The sequence below is a fragment of the Riemerella anatipestifer genome (genome assembly GCF_035666175.1).
In the GTDB taxonomy this organism is placed as follows: domain Bacteria; phylum Bacteroidota; class Bacteroidia; order Flavobacteriales; family Weeksellaceae; genus Riemerella; species Riemerella anatipestifer_D.
The window spans coordinates 1,457,754-1,477,143 of record NZ_CP142016.1 but is presented as its reverse complement, the minus strand read 5'-3'; the positions used below and the strand labels follow the sequence as shown (position 1 = coordinate 1,477,143).

Genomic DNA, 19,390 nt, shown 5'->3' with positions numbered 1-19,390 from the left:
CTTACTTAAAGTAGCTTTGGTTTTTTTACTGGTTGGTATATAAAGAAATAACCCCTAAGATTAGTATCAGGGATAAGAAAGAGATTAGAAACTAGAAGTTGGAAGTTAGAAAAAGGATGCAAGTCTAAATTCTAACAATCTAAACTCTGACATCTAAGACAGTCTCGTAGCTCAGCTGGTTAGAGCGCTACACTGATAATGTAGAGGTCGGCAGTTCGAGCCTGCCCGAGACTACTAATTATAAAAAGAGGGGGAATTAGCTCAGCTGGCTAGAGCGCCTGCCTTGCACGCAGGAGGTCAAGGGTTCGACTCCCTTATTCTCCACAAGGGTTAGATATTTAATTTAAAAGTGACGGATGGGGCCAAATACAACATCAGTTCATTAAATATTTAGCGAGCGTAAAGCACATTGACATTAACGGTAAAAGACATCACAAAGAGAAAACCGAGCACTTATAAGTGCTTGAGTAACCAAAAATATTAGGAAAGAAATCGTTAAGGGCGTATGGCGGATGCCTAGGCTTTCAGAGGCGACGAAGGACGTGGTAAGCTGCGAAAAGCTACGGGGATTGGCACACACGAATAGATCCGTAGATATCCGAATGGGGCAACCCAATACATTGAAGATGTATTACTGCGTAAGCAGAGCAAACCCGGAGAACTGAAACATCTAAGTACCCGGAGGAAAAGAAATCGAAGAGATTCCGTAAGTAGTGGCGAGCGAAAGCGGATTAGCCCAAAAGCTTTTATATGTTTAATAGAACACTTTGGAAAGAGTGGCCATAGAGGGTGATAGCCCCGTACATGAAAGGCATACATAAGTGATACAAGAGTAGGGCGGGACACGTGAAATCCTGTCTGAATATGGGGGGACCATCCTCCAAGGCTAAATACTCCTGAAAGACCGATAGTGAACAAGTACTGTGAAGGAAAGGTGAAAAGCACTTCGAATAGAAGGGTGAAAGAGAACCTGAAACCGTACGCCTACAAGCGGTCGGAGCAGCTTATTGCTGTGACGGCGTGCCTTTTGCATAATGAGCCTACGAGTTAATTTTACTAGCGAGGTTAAGTAATTAAGTTACGGAGCCGAAGCGAAAGCGAGTCTGAATAGGGCGAATAGTTAGTAGGATTAGACGCGAAACCTTGTGATCTACCCATGGGCAGGTTGAAGCTTTGGTAACACAAAGTGGAGGACCGAACCGGTTGACGTTGAAAAGTCTTCGGATGACCTGTGGGTAGGGGTGAAAGGCCAATCAAACTGGGAGATAGCTCGTACTCTCCGAAATGCATTTAGGTGCAGCGTTGATGTTAAGTTTATTAGAGGTAGAGCTACTGATTGGATGCGGGGGTTTCACCGCCTACCAATTCCTGACAAACTCCGAATGCTAATAAATGTTCATCAGCAGTGAGGGCATGGGTGCTAAGGTCCATGTCCGAGAGGGAAAGAACCCGGACCAACAGCTAAGGTCCCTAAATATATGCTAAGTTGAAATAACGCGGTTGGACTGCATTGACAGCTAGGATGTTGGCTTGGAAGCAGCCATTCATTTAAAGAGTGCGTAACAGCTCACTAGTCGAGCGGTCCGGCATGGATAATAATCGGGCATAAGCATATTACCGAAGCTATGGGATGTATTAATACATCGGTAGGAGAGCATTCTATCGGCGCAGAAGCAGTATCGCGAGGTATTGTGGAGCTTATAGAAAAGAAAATGTAGGCATAAGTAACGATAAAGGGGGCGAGAACCCCCTCACCGAAAGACTAAGGTTTCCTCAGCCATGCTAATCAGCTGAGGGTTAGTCGGGACCTAACGCGTACCCGAAAGGGGAAGTGGATGGACAATGGGTTAATATTCCCATACTTGCTCACACTAAAAAGGGGACGGATTGCCGTACTTACTGAAGACTGACGGAATAGTTGAGACCTAGCCTACGGGCGAAGTTGTTGTAGGGAAAGCAGTTCCAAGAAAAGCCGAAGTGAAGCAACCCGTACCAAAACCGACACAGGTAGTCGAGGAGAGAATCCTAAGGTGCTCGAGTGAGTCGTGGCTAAGGAACTAGGCAAAATAGTCTCGTAACTTCGGAAGAAGAGACGCCAACAGAAATGTTGGCCGCAGTGAAGAGGCCCAGGCGACTGTTTATCAAAAACACAGGACTCTGCTAAATCGAAAGATGCTGTATAGGGTCTGACACCTGCCCGGTGCTGGAAGGTTAAGGAAGGTGCTTAGCGTAAGCGAAGGCATTAACTGAAGCCCCAGTAAACGGCGGCCGTAACTATAACGGTCCTAAGGTAGCGAAATTCCTTGTCGGGTAAGTTCCGACCTGCACGAATGGTGTAACGATCTGGGCACTGTCTCAGCCACGAGCTCGGTGAAATTGTAGTATCGGTGAAGATGCCGATTACCCGCAATGGGACGAAAAGACCCTGTGAACCTTTACTATAACTTCGTATTGACTTTGAGTAAACAATGTGTAGGATAGGTGGGAGGCTGTGAATCTGGCACGCTAGTGTTGGTGGAGCCGTTGTTGAAATACCACCCTTTGTTTACTTAGAGCCTAACTCGGAAACGAGGACATTGCGTGGTGGGTAGTTTGACTGGGGTGGTCGCCTCCAAAAGAGTAACGGAGGCTTTCAAAGGTACCCTCAGCACGCTTGGTAACCGTGCGTAGAGTGTAATGGCATAAGGGTGCTTGACTGTGAGACCTACAAGTCGATCAGGTGCGAAAGCAGGACATAGTGATCCGGTGGTTCCGTATGGAAGGGCCATCGCTCATAGGATAAAAGGTACTCCGGGGATAACAGGCTAGTCTCCCCCAAGAGCTCACATCGACGGGGAGGTTCGGCACCTCGATGTCGGCTCGTCACATCCTGGGGCTGGAGAAGGTCCCAAGGGTTGGGCTGTTCGCCCATTAAAGTGGCACGCGAGCTGGGTTCAGAACGTCGTGAGACAGTTCGGTCTCTATCTATTGCGGGCGTTAGATGTTTGAGAGGGCTTGAATCTAGTACGAGAGGACCGATTTGAACAAACCTCTGGTGTATCTGTTGTGCCGCCAGGCGCACCGCAGAGTAGCTAAGTTTGGTAAGGATAAGCACTGAAGGCATATAAGTGCGAAACCTGCCTCAAGATGAGACATCTTTTAAGGGTCGTGGGAGATGACCACGTTGATAGGCTACAGGTGTAAAGTTGGTAACAGCATAGCCGAGTAGTACTAATTACCCGTAGATTTATAGCCTAATGGGTTATGTTAAAAAAGCCTTATAAGTGCGAGCAAGGTTTTGTCTTTGTGATGAAAATTACCGATAAAAAGAATTAGGACACACTAATTTTTATATAAAGAACTTTAGGGTGGTTTTAGCGGTGGGGCTCACCTGTTCCCATTCCGAACACAGAAGTTAAGCCCACCAGCGCCGATGGTACTACGAAAGTGGGAGAGTAGGTCGCCGCCAGTTTTTATTTTTGAAAAGCCTCTAGCAACACTGCTAGAGGCTTTTTTTGTTTTAGGGTATTGATGATTATGTGTAGGATTTAGTTGCGTAAGGGCGAAGGGCATTGTTGAAGCTCATCTTACAAAAGAGTAAGGGATAGGCGTGGGCTTTTTAAGATAGCGACTGCCCGTAGACCGACCCTTGCTAGGGCTTTAGAATTGCTAAGGGATACGCCCAAAAAACTATATAGAAAAAAACTCTCTCCATACATAAAATGATGGAGTGAGTTTTTATGCTAAAACAAGATAGATTTACCCCTAATTTTAACTTTCTAATGCAATATTAATGACTTCTTCCATTGTGTTTGCATAATGGATTTTTAGGCTATTTAAAGACTTGTCTTTTATCTCTTCGTAGTCTTTCTTATTGTCTTCGCATAAGATAACTTCTTTGATGCCTGACCTAGATGCGGCTAACAGCTTTTCTTTGATGCCTCCTACTGGGAGTACTTTACCTCTTAGAGTAATTTCGCCCGTCATAGCGATATGAGGTCTTACTTTTTTATTTCTGAAGCTAGAAACCATTGAGGTTAGCATAGCTATACCTGCTGAAGGACCGTCTTTTGGTGTGGCTCCTTCGGGAATGTGCAGGTGTATGTTGTTTTTGGATAGAGTTTCTTGTTCTATTCCTAGGCTTTGGTGCTTTGCTTTGATGTATTCTAGTGCAATGGTGGCAGATTCTTTCATTACATTTCCTAGATTACCCGTCATCGTGAGATTTCCTTTTCCTTCGGATAAAATACTTTCGATAAAAAGAATATCACCTCCTACACTTGTCCACGCTAGACCTGTAACTACACCAGGAACATCTAGCATTTCAGATAGATTTTTTTTGATAGGAACGCCTAATATTTCGTCAATGGTAACAATGTTGATTTTAGGATTATACTCTTTTTCCATTGTAATTTGCAGGGCAACCCATCGAGCTATTTTGGCTATTTTTTTCTCTAGATTTCTCACACCGCTTTCTCTAGTGTGAGATTCTATGATATGAGTGATTTCTTTAACTCCTAGTTTTAGTTGGGTGTTTTTTAATCCGTTTTCTGCAATTTGTTTTTTTATTAAGTGTTTTTTTGCAATTTGTACTTTTTCTTCTACGGTATAGCCTGAAAGCTGAATGACCTCCATTCTGTCCAATAGTGGTCTTTGAATGGTATTTAGGCTATTGGCGGTTGCAATAAACATTACTTTAGACAAATCGTACCCTATTTCTAGAAAGTTATCATAGAAAGTTTTGTTTTGTTCTGGGTCTAGGACTTCTAGTAAGGCAGAGGAAGGGTCGCCGTGTATGCCTTGACCTATTTTGTCTATCTCGTCTAATACGATGACTGGGTTAGAGGTGCCTGCCTTTTTGATGGATTGGAGTATGCGTCCTGCCATAGCACCGATGTAGGTTTTTCGGTGTCCTCTAATTTCGCTTTCGTCGTGTAGCCCTCCTAAAGAAATTCTGATGTATTTTCTTCCTAAAGCCTCTGCAACGGATTTTCCTAATGAGGTTTTCCCCACGCCTGGAGGTCCTACAAGGCAAAGGATAGGCGATTTCATATTGTTTTTTAACTTGAGAACGGCAATGTATTCTAGAATCCGTTTTTTAACATCTTCCATACCGAAATGTTCGGAGTTGAGTACATTTTCGGCTCTATTCAAATCAAATATATCTTTGGAGTAGTGTTCCCAAGGTAAATCTGTGAAAAAATCAAGATAGTTCCTCTGTACATTGTAGTCTGGAGAATGAGGGTTTTGTCTGTTAAGGCGATGTATTTCTTTTTGGAAATGTTGTTCTATCTCCTCATTCCACTTTATTTTTTTTGCTTTCTCTTGGAGTTCTGCGGCATCGTTTTCTGGACCACCGCCAAGCTCTTCTTGTATGACTTTGATTTGTTGATTCAGAAAATACTCTCTCTGGTTTCTATCCATCTCTCTTGTGGTTTTTTGATGGATAATGCTGCGGAGTTCTAATTTATTAAACTCATCGTGCATCAGTTCGTAACATTTTTTTGCACGAACTAAAAAGCTCTTGGTTTCTAATAATTTTTGTTTTTCCTCTGCGGTAAATTTTGCATTAGCACAGATGTAATTGAGGAGTTCCTCTTGAGATTCAATATTTGTAATTGCAAACCTTGCCGAGTTAGGAATTTGTGGGTCTAGCTCTATAATTTTAAGAGCTAACTCTTTAATGTTTTCTATAAGAGCATCATACTCTTCTTTGCTTTTGGTAGAAGTTTCGTTTAGCTTTTCTATTTCGGCTTTTAAGAAAGGCTCTTTTTCTACAAGTTTATTTAGTTTAAACCTTCCCACACCTCGCATAATTGCGGTGATATTACCATCGGGAAGTTTAATGATTTTAAGTATTTTGGCAGTAGTGCCTACTTTATACAGGTCTTTTTCGGTAGGGTTTTGCTCTTTAGCGTTTTTTTGAGAAATGATGCCTATAATTTCGTTATTAAGCAGTGCATCTTGTAGTAATTTTATAGATTTTTCTCTCCCCGCAGTAATAGGCATAATAATTTTAGGAAACATAACCATATCTCTTACAGGAAGAATAGGAAATAAGTTTTGCTCTGTATTCTCTGCCTTTTCTTGAATTTCTTCAGTTACGAAACTGAAATTTTCATTTAAAAGTCCGTCTAGAGAAAGTTCTTCAATATCAATCATATCTTTATGGCTTCAATAAATGTTAAAAGTGACAAACTGTCGCTTTTTTGTTTTTATAATCGTTACTTTTGTCTTTATTTTACTTTTAAATAAGTAGAATTAAAGCAGTGCTTTATAGTCCCAATTCCTATGCCAATTTTAGGTGTAGGTTTTAAGATAGAAATTGGCTATTAACAAAATGAAAACTTGTTTTGATGAAGAATTTTTTAATACTTTTGGTGAGTTTTATAAGTTTGGTTGATTGTAAAAATAACCAAGTACAAGTTTCTTTAAATAAAAATGAGAATATGGAAAATATAGAATACTTAACCATAGGAGGTGGTTGTTTTTGGTGTGTGGAAAGTTGTTTCAATATGCTAAAAGGAGTGGAAACGGTAGAGTCTGGCTACTCAGGAGGTCATAAAGAAAATCCAACTTATGAAGAGGTGTGTACAGGAGAAACGGGACATGCGGAAGTGGTACAGATAGCTTATAGACCCAATGAAATCTCTTTTGAACAGCTGATGGAGGTGTTCTTTTTTCTACACGACCCAACTCAACTTAACCGACAAGGAGAAGACATAGGAACACAATATCGTTCGGTGATTTTCTATCGTTCAGAAGAGGAAAAACAAAAAGCGGAACAGGCTATAAAAACATCTGAGGCAACAGGCAAATGGAGTGGTACTTATGTTACAGAACTTGCTCCTTTTAAAAAGTTTTGGAAAGCAGAAAGCTATCATCAAGGGTATTATAAAGATAATCCCACTCAGCCTTATTGTAGTGCGGTGGTGGGACCAAAAGTCGCTAAATTTAAAGCTCATTTTGGAGCTTTAGGTTGGTTGAAGGAATATTAAATTACTGTCGAACCATTTCTGTATGTGGTAAATTATCTTCCAAATACTTTTTACCAGTATCAGAAAAACCGTATTCTGAATAGAATTTCAAAAGATAGTCTTGGGCAGATATTCTGATTCGGGAAGTTTTATATATATTCTCTATGGCTTCTATGGCGTAAGATACGAGTTGTCTTCCTATGCCTTTTCTTCTTCCAAGAGAGGTAGTGAGTACTCTTCCTATTGAGGTTTCGTTGTATTTTACACCTTCAGGGAAGATTCTACAATAAGCTAATAGTTGCCCTTCACTATTCTCTGCCCATATATGAAAGGCTTTTTGGTCTGTGTTATCAGCGTCTTGATATTTTACATCTTGCTCTATAATAAACACCTCTTGCCTAGCAACCATGATTTTATAAAGCTCCAAAGCAGAAAGCTCATCAAAGGCTTTAATATGCCAAGTCAAATCTGTAGTATTGATATTATTCATTAAAGTTAACTTTATTCTGTTGTAAAAATAGGTTGGTTTGTTCTATGTATTCTAGAATAGCTTCTGTGCCTGTTTTCTTTTCGGCGGAAGTAATGTACATTTGTGGAGCTTCTTCCCAATTTTCTAATAGTTTTTTGGTGTAGTCTTCTACATTTCTTTTAGCGGTATTAGGCTTTAGTTTGTCTTCTTTTGTGAAAACAATAGAAAACGGAATGCCACTTTCGCCACACCATTCAATAAATTCCAAATCTATTTTTTGAGGCGTATGTCTTATATCTACAAGAATGAAAAGGTTTACCAAATTTTTTCGGTTGAGGATATAGTTGGTGATTAGTTTTTCAAAATCTTTTCTTTGGGTTTTAGAAACTTTGGCATAACCATAACCAGGGAGGTCGGTTAAATACCACTCTTCGTTGATAATGAAATGATTGATGAGTTGGGTTTTTCCAGGAGTTTGGGAGGTTTTAGCTAAATTTTTATTTCCTGTAATGGCATTGATTAGCGAGGATTTACCTACATTAGAACGCCCTATAAATGCATATTCTGGAAGATTAGCTTCGGGGCATTCTTGCCACTTTTGACTACTTTTAACAAACTCGGCACTTTTTATAGAAATCATTTTTATTAGTATTAAATTTTAAATAATAAAAAAGGAAGCATTTAGGCTTCCTCTATTTTTTAGTTCTTATTTATTAACCTTCTTGAGCCAAGAGAGGAGAATTTCATTGAACTCTTGTGGTTTTTCCATCATAGCTGCGTGTCCGCATTTATCTATCCAGTACAAATCTGAATTAGGAATATACTTGTGCATATCAACGGCTACCTCTGGTGGAGTTACATTGTCTTGTTTGCCCCAAATAATGCAGGTTGGACAAGTAATCTTAGGTAAATCTTTTATCATATTGTGCTTTATAGCACTTCTAGCTAGCATCACGGTTTTAATGCCTTTCATTCTATCATTAACTACAGAAAATACCTCATCTACTAATTGGTCTGTAGCTACAGCAGGGTCATAGAAAACTTCTTGTGTTTTCTTTCTAATGTACTCTTTATCTCCTTTTCTAGGGAAACTATCTCCAAAAGATTTTTCATATAATCCTGAACTTCCTGTAAGTACTAAGTTTTTAACAAGTTCAGGTTTTGATAGTGTAAGAATAAGCCCTATATGCCCTCCCATAGAGTTGCCTACAATAGTAACAGGCTCTTTAACTTCCTCTTTTATAAACTTTGCAACGAATTTTGAAATAGCAGTTAAATTCGTGTTTAGAACAGGAAGGTCATATATAGGTAGTTCTGGGACATAGACTTTATACCCTTTTTCAGAAAAGAATTTTACCATATCATCAAAATTACTTAGCCCTCCCATAAGTCCATGCAGGAGTACCAAAGGGTGTCCCTCTCCCTCTTCAATAAAATTGAACTTCTTTTCTTTTTTAGTTTTAAAAATCATAAAAACACTACTAAGCCATGCAAAAATACAAATTAAAGATTAAACAAACGATATAAAAATCATAATGTTTTACTTTTTTATACTTAGAAATTTCTGTGTGATTGAGGTTTTATTAGAGATGTATGAAATGTTTTGTTATATTTAGATAATCAGATGGTTATGTGGATTTGTCGGATTAAATAAAACTTATCCACAATGAGTTAAAAAGTGGTAAAAAGTGGAAATTTTTAGAAAATATTATCTATTTTTGTATCCGATGAATTATTTCTTTGAAACATATGAGTGTAAGATAGACGATAAGGGTAGAATAAAGCTGCCTTCGGCGTTAGCTAAGCTTTTGTCTGAGGCTCATGGGAAGGATTTTGTGATAAAGAGAGCGGTGTTTCAGAAATGTTTAGAGGTTTATCCTGTGAGTACTTGGGAGTCTCTAATGGGGCGACTAAATAAACTGAACAGGTTTGTGAAGAAAAATGTAGACTTTATACGAGTTTTCACGGCAGGGGTAAAGGCGGTAGAGGTGGATAAATCAGATAGGATACAGGTGCCTAAAGATTTAAAAGACTTTGCTGGTATGGAAAAAGAGATAGTGATTTCTGGCGTGGGAGATTTTTTTGAAATATGGGATAAAAAATCCTACGAAGAAAATATAGCAATGAAAGAAGAAGACTTTGCTAGCTTGGCAGAGGAAGTGATGGGGAGTGATTGGGAAAGTTTGTAAATTATAGTAAATTAAGAAGATGTATCATCAGTCGGTTTTATTAAAGGAAAGTGTAGATGCTCTTGTGCAAAATGCAGATGGGGTTTATGTAGATTGTACTTTTGGAGGTGGTGGACACTCTAGAGAAATCATTTCTAGGTTGTCTCCTGCTGGGAGGCATTTTGGTTTTGACCAAGACTTAGATGCTTTAGAAAATAAATTAGACGATGAGCGTTTTACACTTATTAATCAGAATTTTAGATTTTTAGAAAACTCTCTTATGCTTTATGGGGTTACCCAAGTAGATGGGATATTGGCTGACTTGGGGGTGTCTTCTCATCAGTTTGATGCAGCGGAAAGAGGTTTCTCTACAAGGAGTGATGCTCCGTTGGATATGAGAATGAATGTAATGCAAGGGTTAAACGCTCAAAAGGTAGTTAATGAGTACGAAGAGGAGCATTTAGCTGATATATTTTATCATTATGGAGAGTTAAGAGAAGCAAGGAGATTGGCGAGAGAGTTGGTTCATTACAGAAAATCAAAACCGATTAAGACAACGGAAGATTTAAAAAGTGTTTTTAAATATATTCCTCCACATAAGCAGAATAAATTTTTTGCACAGTTATTTCAAGCGATAAGAATTGAGGTTAATCAAGAATTAGAGGCTTTAAAGGAAATGCTGGAACAGGCTTATAGAATTCTAAAACCAGGAGGAAGATTGGTGGTGATATCTTATCATTCTTTGGAAGATAGGCTGGTAAAGCGTTTCTTGAAGAATGGAATGTTTGATGGTGAGCCTGAAAGAGATATTTATGGTAACTATAATAAAGCGTTTGAGTTGTTGCAATCCAAAGCATTTGTTCCTACGGAAGAGGAAATTGAAGCTAACTCTAGAGCAAGAAGTGCTAAAATGAGGGTAGGTATTAAGGTGTAATGTTTTTTCGAAAGTTAGAGATGGCTAAAAAACAGACATATAAAAAGAAGAAACTAACCTTTAGTGATATTGTTAAAGGTAATTTCTTAAATCGTGATGAGATACAGGCTCATTACAAGTATTTTATATTATTAGCCGTGATGATGGCAGGGATTATCTATACCAACCATTTAGCGAGCAAAAAAATAAAGCAAATCAATACTTTGAAAGAGCAAACAGAAGAGTATAAATCTAGAAATGCGTATGCACAGAGTAAGCTAATCAAAATAAAATTAGAGAGCGAATTGGGGAAAGAAGTAGTTAAGGATTCTTTGGTACCATTAGAAAATCATCCTCATAAATTGATTATAAAATTAGATTCTACTAATGCAAACTAAGAACGAATTTGATAAGAAAAGAAATAAAACTTTAGTGTGGGGGTATCTTTTTGGAGGTGCTGCTTTCTTTTTGTTTATCACTTTTATTATTCGTATTTTCTTATTGCAAAATACTAATGTTCAGGAGATAGAAGAGGATTATATCAACAAAAACTATAGAGAGGCAACGCTAAAAGCAGCAAGAGGAAATTTGTATGTATCAGATGGTTCTATACTTGCTACTACAGTTATGAGGTATGATGTTTATATAGATTTTAAGACTATAAAAGATACTCTGTATAGTAAAAATATAGGAGCTCTTACCGATTCTTTAAGCAAAATGTTTGGGAAACCTAAGCATTACTTTAGGGGAAATTTTGATGCTCAAAGGAAAAAAGGCAATCAGTATTATTCTCTTAAAAGAGATTTAGATTTTGATGAGTATGACCGTATAAGAAAGTTTCCTATCTTTAATAAAGGTAAAAATAAGGGCGGCTTTATCATTGATAGAAAATACAAGCGAGAATTAGCTACTGCAAAAATAGGTTCTGGAACTATAGGTATGGATAACGAAGCCTATAAATCTGGACTAGAAGGAGCGTTTAGTGAATATCTATCGGGTAAAGATGGTTCAAGGCTAGAACAAAGAGTTAATTCCACTCAGTGGAAACCCATTGACCATTGGAAGGCTAAAGAACCTATTGATGGGCAAGATGTCTATACTACTCTTGATTTAAGGATACAAGATATTGCTCATTCTGCACTAGAGAAGCAGCTAATAAGTTTTAATGCAGACCATGGGACGGTTATCGTTATGGAAACCCAAACGGGAAAGGTAAGAGCAATGGTAAATCTCAGAAAAAAAGAAAGTGGAGTTTATGTAGATTCATACAATTACGCTATAAAAAACGCTACCGAACCAGGTTCTACTTTTAAGGTAGTTTCTCTTTTGGCAGCGATGGACGACGGTTTTATAGATGAAAATACAACCGTAAATGTAGGTGGCGGAGTATGGACTTACGCTAAGCAAAGAATTTCCGACGGACACGGTGGAGGAACTTATGAGATTAGTGATGTTTTGGCAAAATCAAGCAATGTGGGTACGGCAAAACTCATTACTAAATATTATGCAGATAAACCAGAAGTATTCCTTAATCATCTTAGAAGATGGAAGATGTTTGATAAGATGGATATAGAACTTCCTGGGATTACAAAACCAAAGATAGTTACTCCAAAAGATAAGAGGTGGAACAAAGCTACTTTGGCGTCTTTGTCTTATGGTTACTCGTCCAACTTTACATTGTTGCAGTTAGCTACATTTTATAATGGTATTGCTAATAATGGTAAAATGGTAAAGCCTCTTTTCATAGACAAAATAATGAAAGACGGTAAGATTACATACGAAGCCAAACCAGAGGTAATGGTAAATAAAATGGCATCAGATAAAGCCATAAAAATGATGACAGATGCTCTTACCAAAGCGGTAGAAAAAGGTACAGCAAAAAGTATCTTTACACCTAACCTTAAAATGGCAGGAAAAACAGGAACGGCAAGGTTTGAATACTGGAAAGCTGGACCAATGAAATATCAGGCATCTTTTGCAGGGTTTTATCCTTCAGATAATCCAAAATATACTTGTATTGTTATGGTTAATCAGCCTGATACTTCTATTGGGTTTTACGGAGGTACGGTAGCGGCTCCGGTGTTTAAGGAAATAGCAGGAAAAACTTTCTTAAAAACACCACTGAATGTGGAAAAAGAGATGCTCCAAGATAAAAAAGTGAATTTAAATAAGATGACCACTCCCAAAGTAAAGATAGCAATAAACCGTCAGCAAATGCCAGCGTTAGTAGGTATGGCGGGTAGAGAGGTTATTCCTCAGTTGGAGAATTTGGGTTATCGTGTAGATTATAAAGGTGTAGGTAAAGTTTTAGAACAGTTTCCTAAAGAGGGAACTATCATGAAAAAAGACCAAAAAATTTATCTTACACTACAAAAATAAAAATTGAAGATAAAATGTTACTCAGAGAGTTATTACATAATATACCAGTTTTAGAAACCATCGGTGCATTAGACATTGAGGTAAGCTCTATTATTTTTGATAGTAGAAAGGCGGAAGCAAAAAGCCTCTATGTAGCTATCAAAGGGAGTGTTTCAGATGGACACCAGTTCATTAGTTCTGCAATAGAAAAAGGAGCTAAAGTTATTGTATTGGAAGATTTACCTGAAATTTTAGATGAAACCATCACTTATATTAAAGTGAAAAATTCGTCTAAAGTATTGGGGCAATTAGCTTCTAACTTCTATGGTAATCCTTCTGAAAAGCTTAATCTAGTAGGAGTTACAGGTACTAATGGTAAAACATCTGTATCTACCTTGCTTTTCGATGTTTTTAAGAATTTAGGTTATCCGTCTGCACTTATTTCTACGGTGGAGTATAGAATTGGCGATGAGGTTTTCCCATCTACACACACTACGCCAGATGTGGTTAAACTTAATGAACTATTGGCAAAAGCCGTGGCACAAGGTTGCGAGTATGCCTTTATGGAAGTTTCTTCTCACGGCATTCATCAAAACAGAACGGAAGGTTTGCATTTTAAAGTGGCAGGTTTTACCAATATTACTCACGACCATTTAGACTATCATAAAACTTTTTTAGAATACCTTAATACCAAAAAATCATTTTTTGATAATTTGCCAGATTCAGCGGTAGCAATTGCTAATCTAGATGATAAAAACGGATTGGTAATGCTCCAAAACACCAAGGCTAAAAAGAAAACCTATGCGTTAAAAACTTTAAGCGATTATCATGGGCGATTGTTGGAGGTGGATTTTAACGGAATGTTGCTCAATTTTAATGGTAAAGAAGTTTGGACGAGCTTAACAGGGAAGTTTAATGTCTATAATTTGCTTTTAGTATTTGGTATAGCTAGAGAGTTAGGGTTTGATGAGGTGGAAATACTTACGGCAATTTCTCAACTGAAAAGAGTTAATGGTAGATTTGAAACGATAAAGTCAGAAGGCGGAATCTTTTTTGTGGTAGATTATGCACATACGCCAGATGCTTTAGAGAATATTCTAGACTCCATCAATGAAATACGAACTAAAAACGAAAGGCTAATTAGTGTGTTTGGTTGCGGTGGTGATAGAGACCATAGTAAACGCCCAGAAATGGGGAAAATAGCTACACAGAAATCTACTTTGGCGATTATTACATCGGACAATCCTAGAACAGAAGACCCTAATGCCATTATCCAAGAGATAGAGGCGGGCGTGGAGCCACAATGTTTTAGTAAATATACGGTAGTTCCAGACAGAAGGGAAGCTATTAAAATGGCTATAAAATTTGCAGAGCCAAAAGATATTATACTTGTGGCGGGGAAAGGTCACGAAACTTATCAGGAAGTTAATGGGGTAAAACATCACTTTGATGATAAAGAGGTGATATTAGAATTGTGTAAAATGATGAGTAAATAGAAAAACAATAATTTAAAAATAAGAAATACAAATATGTTATACTACTTATACGAATATCTTACGGCTAACGGCATACATATACCAGGTCTTAACCTGTTGAGGTACATTTCTTTTAGGGCTGCTATGGCGGTTCTATTGTCGCTTATTATTGCACTGGTTTATGGTAAAAAAATCATCAATTTTCTTCGTAGAAAACAGATGGGAGAGCTGGTAAGAGATTTAGGATTAGATGGGCAAAAACAAAAAGAAGGTACTCCTACTATGGGAGGACTTATCATCATTATAGCTACCTTAATACCTGTATTACTGTTTACTAAGATTACGAATATCTATATTATTCTACTCATTGTATCTGTGCTTTGGATGGGGGCGATAGGCTTTATAGATGATTATCTTAAAAAAATAAAGAAGAATAAAGACGGTTTAAGTGGCAAATTTAAAGTCATAGGTCAAGTTGGTTTAGGGCTAATTGTTGGGGTTACAATGTTTTTTAATTCAGATATTACCGTTAAAAGAAAATATGCAGATGCAAAAGAAATTAATCGTAACAATGTAGAACAGAACTTTATGAAGGAAGAAAAAAAAGTAATTTCTACCGTACCGATGATTAAAAATAATGAGTTTGATTATAGTGGTATTCTCTTTTGGATGGATGAGCAAGAAGCAGAAGAATGGGCTTGGGTGGTTTTCATTCCGATGGCGATATTTATTGTTACAGCCGTTTCTAATGGAGCTAATATTACCGATGGTATAGATGGTTTAGCTGCAGGTACGAGTGCGGTTATTTTACTCACATTAGCTTTCTTTGCGTATGTTTCGGGTAACATCATCTTTGCGGATTATCTCAATATTATGTTTCTGCCTAATATGGGAGAAACTACCATTTTTGCGGTGGCAATGGTAGGAGCGGTTATTGGTTTTTTTTGGTATAATACCTATCCTGCCCAAGTATTTATGGGTGATACAGGTAGTTTAATGCTAGGAGGAGTTATCGCAGTTTTATCCATTATTCTAAGAAAAGAATTATTGATACCTGTGCTGTGTGGAATATTTTTAATTGAAAACTTATCGGTAATGCTTCAGGTAGCAGTGTTCAAATACAGAAAGAAAAAATATGGATTAGAATATGCTCAAAATAACCGATTGTTTAAAATGTCTCCTCTTCATCATCATTATCAGAAGAGTGGTTACCACGAAAGTAAGATTGTTAATAGAATGATAATCATAGGGGTAGTTTTAGCGATTGTATGTTTAATTACACTTAAAATCAGATAAATATTTTCAATAAAAATATTAAGGAATATGAAAATAGTAGTTTTAGGAGCTGGAGAAAGTGGTTTTGGAGCAGCCTACCTTGCTAAAAAGAAAGGTATGGAGGTTTTTGTATCCGATAGAGGAAGTATAAAAGAAGAGTATAAAAAACAACTGATAGAGAATAATATAGAATTTGAAGAAGGTCAGCATGATGAAGAACGAATTTTAAATGCCGATTGGGTGGTCAAAAGCCCAGGTATTCCTAAAAAGGCAGATATTGTGTTTAAAATCAATCAGAAAGGGATAAGACTGTCTTCCGAAATAGAATTTGCATCGGAATTTACTAATGCCAAAATTGTAGCAATTACGGGCAGTAATGGTAAAACTACTACTACTTCTCTCATCTATCACATCCTTAAAGATAATGGGATGAATGTAGGTTTGGGAGGTAATATAGGTAAGAGTTTTGCTAAACAAGTAGCCGATGAATCTTTTGATTATTATGTTTTGGAAATCAGTAGTTTTCAATTAGATGATATTCAGAATTTTAGACCATATATTTCGTTACTTCTTAATTTGAGTCAAGACCATTTAGACCAATACAATTATAATTATGAGGAGTACGCTTTAGCTAAATTCAGAATTACTGAAAATCAAGAATATGATAATTTTTTCATCTATAATAAAGATGATGAAATGAGTCAAAAAATTCTTCAGGAGTTAGATTTAAAGGTCAAAAAAGTGCCATTCTCCATAAAAGAAACTCTCTCAGAGGGTGGATATATGAACGATGAAAATATTGTGGTAAAACTTCAAGATGAGTTTACTATGAAAATTAGAGACTTAGCTCTTATCGGGAATCATAATGTGGCTAACAGCTTGGCAGCGTCTATAGCGGGTAAAATACTTAATATTAGCAATGAAAGTATTAGAAATTCGTTGATGACCTTCCAAGCTGTAGACCATAGGTTACAGGAAATAGCTAATCTTAATGGAGTTAAATTTATCAATGATAGTAAAGCGACTAATGTAAACGCTACTTACTATGCTTTAGAAAGTATGACTCAGCCTACCGTTTGGATTGTAGGAGGAGTGGATAAAGGCAATGATTACACCGAAATAGAAGAATTGGTTAAAAAGAAAGTAAAAGCGATTGTTTGCTTAGGTATAGATAACCAAAAGATTATAGATTTCTTTAGAGATAAAAAAGAGTTTATTTATAATACTTCTAGTATGGAGGAAGCTATTAAAATTTCAAAATCCATAGCAGAAGCAGGAGATGCTGTACTCCTTTCGCCGTGCTGTGCAAGTTTTGATTTGTTTGAAAACTACGAAGATAGAGGTGAAAAGTTTAAAGCTGAGGTTCTAAAATAATAAACCATGGAGCATACAGAAGTAAATAAAAAAATAGAATATCTAAAAGGAGACAGAGTGCTGTGGATTACAGTAATTCTTATTTCTGTATTCTCCATACTTCCTGTTTATTCGGCGAGTTCTAATTTAGAGTACATCGTAAATACAGGAACAACCACCAGCCACCTTATCAAGCATGTGATGTTCATTGCTTTAGGGTTATTTTTGATGAGAGTCATCGGAGCGATAAAATATGAGTTTATAGGAAAGTTGAGTTCCATACTTCTTGTAATTTCTGTAATTCTTTTAGGAGTTACTATTTTTACAGGGCAAACCATAGATGGGGCGAGTGCTTCTAGGTGGCTTAAAATACCAGGTACGGCAATCTCATTTCAGCCGTCAGCGTTGGCAGCTTTGATGTTAGTTATCTATCTATGCCGTTATTTAACTAAAAATATTCAAAGACAAAGGCTGCCCATAGAAAACATTATGTATGTTTTTGGACCTATATTATTGGTATTTATTTTAGTAGCCAAAGATAACGGCTCTACGGCACTGATGATTTTAGCTACTTCACTAATTGTCCTTATAATAGGGCAATTCCCTTGGAAGTATATTGCAGGGTTTGTCTCTTTGTCGGGCTTAGCGTCTATTATTTTTATTTTGGTAGCATTGAACACTAATTTAATGCCTAACAACCGTGTTCATACTTGGATAAGTAGGGTAGAAACCTTCTCTTCTTCCAAAGATGCACAATTAGATAGTGCCGAAAGAGATGCAGTAAAGGCTAAAAATTATCAAGTGATGCACGCTAAGGCAGCTATAGTACACGGAGGTATTACAGGTAAAGGACCAGGCAAAAGTGCTCTTAAACAGAGGTTACCGCAGTCGGCATCAGACTTTATTTTTGCCATTATTGTGGAAGAGTATGGTGTAATAGGCGCAGTTGGCTTATTGGGTATGTATTTTATTATCATTATAAGAATACTAATTATAGCGAGTAGAACTAGGGCTTTTTTCGGTTCTCTATTGGTTATTTCTTTAGGAATTATGATTTTCATTCAGCTCAGTGCTAATATTATGGTGGCACTTAATCTCATTCCTGTAACGGGACAGCCTTTACCGTTGATAAGCTACGGAGGTACTTCTATGTTAGTAACTTACGCTCAACTAGGTTTAATACTCAATATTAGCTCTAGGATACAAATTTATGATGAAGAAGGCATTGGTAAAAAACAAAACATCGAGGAAATAAATGATATTGCCTAAAAGCTAATTTAATATTAAAGAATAAAATGTCAGAAAATATACATCATATCAATCAAGATTTTGCACCTCGAGTTTTAATGAGTGGTGGTGGCACGGGAGGACATATTTTCCCTGCGATAGCCATTGCTCAAGAGATACAAAGACGATTTCCGAAAGCGGAATTTTTGTTCATTGGGGCAGAGAATAAGATGGAGATGGAGAAAGTGCCTCAAGCTGGGTTTAGAATAGAAGGACTTAACATTTCAGGATTTAATAGGAGCAGTCTTTTAGCGAATTTTAAACTGCCTTTCAAAATTGTTTCTAGTGTTAGGAAAGCCAATCGCATAATAAAAGATTTTAAACCTCATGTGGCAATAGGTACAGGCGGATTTGCCAGTGGTCCAGCTTTATATATGGCTTCTCGTTTGGGTGTGCCTACTTTTGTTCAGGAGCAAAACTCTCTACCTGGTAAAACTAATCTTTTCTTAGGAAAGAAAGCCAAGGCTGTTTTTACGGCGTATCCTGATATGGCTCATTTTTTTCCAAAAACTCAGACGATTTTTTCGGGAAATCCTATTAGACAATCTTTAATGGAGGGGCTTACAGATACTGCTACGGCTAAAGAAAAGTTAGGATTAGACCCTAATAAATTGAGTATTCTTTCCGTGGGAGGCTCGTTGGGGTCTAGAACACTTAATAATGGTTGGTTAGAAAATTTGGAAAGGATTAAAAAGGAAGGTTGGCAACTGATTTGGCAAACAGGAAAAACAGAATATCAAACGATTAAAGATAAGGTTAATTTAGAAGAAGATACAATCCAAATAAAGGAATTTATCACAGATATGGCATTAGCTTATTCTGCGGCAGATGTGATTGTGTCTAGAGCAGGTGCGATTGCTATTTCGGAGTTGGCGGTAGTTAAGAAGCCTATTTTATTGATGCCTCTTCCCTTCGCAGCAGAGGATCACCAGACCAAAAATGCAATGGTTTTAGTTGAGAAAAATGCAGCGAGAATGGTAAAAGATGTGGAGATGAAAGAGCGTTTTTGGAATACGCTTTCAGAAATTTGTGGTAACGAAAATTTACGAAAGGAAATGGGGCAAAACCTATCTTATTTCGCAAAACCAAAGGCTACAGAGGAAATTGTAGATGAAATAATTAAAATTTTTAAATAG

General features: G+C 37.3%; 14 protein-coding genes, 2 tRNA genes and 2 rRNA genes. 14 read left to right on the top strand and 4 right to left on the bottom strand.

The genetic code is table 11. The features are described from left to right. The first annotated feature begins 160 nt into the window (after positions 1 to 160). The 4 genes from VIX88_RS07300 (at position 161) to rrf (ending at position 3,451) form a co-directional block, all read left to right on the top strand. Positions 161 to 234: transfer RNA gene (locus tag VIX88_RS07300), tRNA-Ile, on the top strand. Between the two features lie 16 nt (positions 235 to 250). Next, positions 251 to 324 (top strand) — tRNA-Ala (locus VIX88_RS07295). Between the two features lie 161 nt (positions 325 to 485). Then, positions 486 to 3,234 (top strand): 23S ribosomal RNA (locus VIX88_RS07290). 109 nt (positions 3,235 to 3,343) lie between these two features. Further along, positions 3,344 to 3,451 (top strand): 5S ribosomal RNA (rrf, locus tag VIX88_RS07285). Between the two features lie 299 nt (positions 3,452 to 3,750). On the opposite strand, the gene lon is transcribed toward rrf, so the two are convergent. Then, on the bottom strand, positions 3,751 to 6,141 hold the full coding sequence (gene lon / locus VIX88_RS07280) for an endopeptidase La (RefSeq protein WP_214193714.1): 2,391 nt from the start codon (positions 6,139 to 6,141) through the stop codon (positions 3,751 to 3,753). Between the two features lie 194 nt (positions 6,142 to 6,335). Here lon and msrA point away from each other — a divergent pair, with 194 nt between their 5' ends. Then, positions 6,336 to 6,977: a peptide-methionine (S)-S-oxide reductase MsrA gene (gene msrA / locus VIX88_RS07275; protein ID WP_064969329.1), complete on the top strand. Its 642-nt coding sequence runs from the start codon at positions 6,336 to 6,338 to the stop codon at positions 6,975 to 6,977. A 1-nt stretch (position 6,978) separates the two neighbouring features. On the opposite strand, the gene VIX88_RS07270 is transcribed toward msrA, so the two are convergent. From VIX88_RS07270 to VIX88_RS07260, 3 genes are all read right to left on the bottom strand, one after another. Further along, positions 6,979 to 7,446 carry a GNAT family N-acetyltransferase gene (locus tag VIX88_RS07270; protein ID WP_064969330.1) on the bottom strand — a complete coding sequence of 156 codons (468 nt, stop codon included), beginning with the start codon at positions 7,444 to 7,446 and terminating at the stop codon, positions 6,979 to 6,981. After that, positions 7,439 to 8,065: a ribosome biogenesis GTP-binding protein YihA/YsxC gene (yihA, locus tag VIX88_RS07265; RefSeq protein ID WP_064969331.1), complete on the bottom strand. Its 627-nt coding sequence runs from the start codon at positions 8,063 to 8,065 to the stop codon at positions 7,439 to 7,441. Before yihA ends, VIX88_RS07270 begins: the two co-directional genes overlap by 8 nt. Before the next feature lie 66 nt (positions 8,066 to 8,131). Then, positions 8,132 to 8,896 (bottom strand): alpha/beta fold hydrolase, encoded by a 765-nt coding sequence (locus VIX88_RS07260; protein WP_004917015.1) that lies wholly within the window; start codon positions 8,894 to 8,896, stop codon positions 8,132 to 8,134. Positions 8,897 to 9,113: 217 nt separating this feature from the next. Between VIX88_RS07260 and mraZ the strand changes: the two genes are divergently transcribed. The 9 genes from mraZ to murG are packed head-to-tail and all read left to right on the top strand — an operon-like array spanning position 9,114 to position 19,390. Further along, complete coding sequence (mraZ, locus tag VIX88_RS07255; protein WP_064969332.1) at positions 9,114 to 9,614, top strand: division/cell wall cluster transcriptional repressor MraZ; 501 nt, start codon at positions 9,114 to 9,116, stop codon at positions 9,612 to 9,614. A gap of 19 nt (positions 9,615 to 9,633) precedes the next feature. Then, positions 9,634 to 10,527 carry a 16S rRNA (cytosine(1402)-N(4))-methyltransferase RsmH gene (gene rsmH, locus VIX88_RS07250; RefSeq protein ID WP_064969333.1) on the top strand — a complete coding sequence of 298 codons (894 nt, stop codon included), beginning with the start codon at positions 9,634 to 9,636 and terminating at the stop codon, positions 10,525 to 10,527. Positions 10,528 to 10,547: 20 nt separating this feature from the next. Continuing rightward, a complete protein-coding gene (locus VIX88_RS07245; RefSeq protein ID WP_052911302.1) occupies positions 10,548 to 10,904 on the top strand; it encodes an FtsL-like putative cell division protein in 357 nt (118 codons plus the stop codon). After that, on the top strand, positions 10,894 to 12,885 hold the full coding sequence (locus tag VIX88_RS07240; protein ID WP_064969334.1) for a penicillin-binding protein: 1,992 nt from the start codon (positions 10,894 to 10,896) through the stop codon (positions 12,883 to 12,885). Before VIX88_RS07245 ends, VIX88_RS07240 begins: the two co-directional genes overlap by 11 nt. 14 nt (positions 12,886 to 12,899) lie before the next feature. Next, entirely contained in the window at positions 12,900 to 14,360 is a 1,461-nt protein-coding gene (locus tag VIX88_RS07235; protein ID WP_064969335.1) for a UDP-N-acetylmuramoyl-L-alanyl-D-glutamate--2,6-diaminopimelate ligase, read from the top strand. 33 nt (positions 14,361 to 14,393) lie between these two features. Continuing rightward, a complete protein-coding gene (mraY, locus tag VIX88_RS07230; protein WP_064969336.1) occupies positions 14,394 to 15,635 on the top strand; it encodes a phospho-N-acetylmuramoyl-pentapeptide-transferase in 1,242 nt (413 codons plus the stop codon). A gap of 27 nt (positions 15,636 to 15,662) precedes the next feature. Beyond that, on the top strand, positions 15,663 to 16,988 hold the full coding sequence (murD, locus tag VIX88_RS07225) for a UDP-N-acetylmuramoyl-L-alanine--D-glutamate ligase (protein ID WP_064969337.1): 1,326 nt from the start codon (positions 15,663 to 15,665) through the stop codon (positions 16,986 to 16,988). 6 nt (positions 16,989 to 16,994) lie between these two features. Next, a complete protein-coding gene (locus VIX88_RS07220; RefSeq protein WP_014937849.1) occupies positions 16,995 to 18,236 on the top strand; it encodes an FtsW/RodA/SpoVE family cell cycle protein in 1,242 nt (413 codons plus the stop codon). Positions 18,237 to 18,262: 26 nt separating this feature from the next. Further along, a complete protein-coding gene (murG, locus tag VIX88_RS07215; RefSeq protein ID WP_214193713.1) occupies positions 18,263 to 19,390 on the top strand; it encodes an undecaprenyldiphospho-muramoylpentapeptide beta-N-acetylglucosaminyltransferase in 1,128 nt (375 codons plus the stop codon).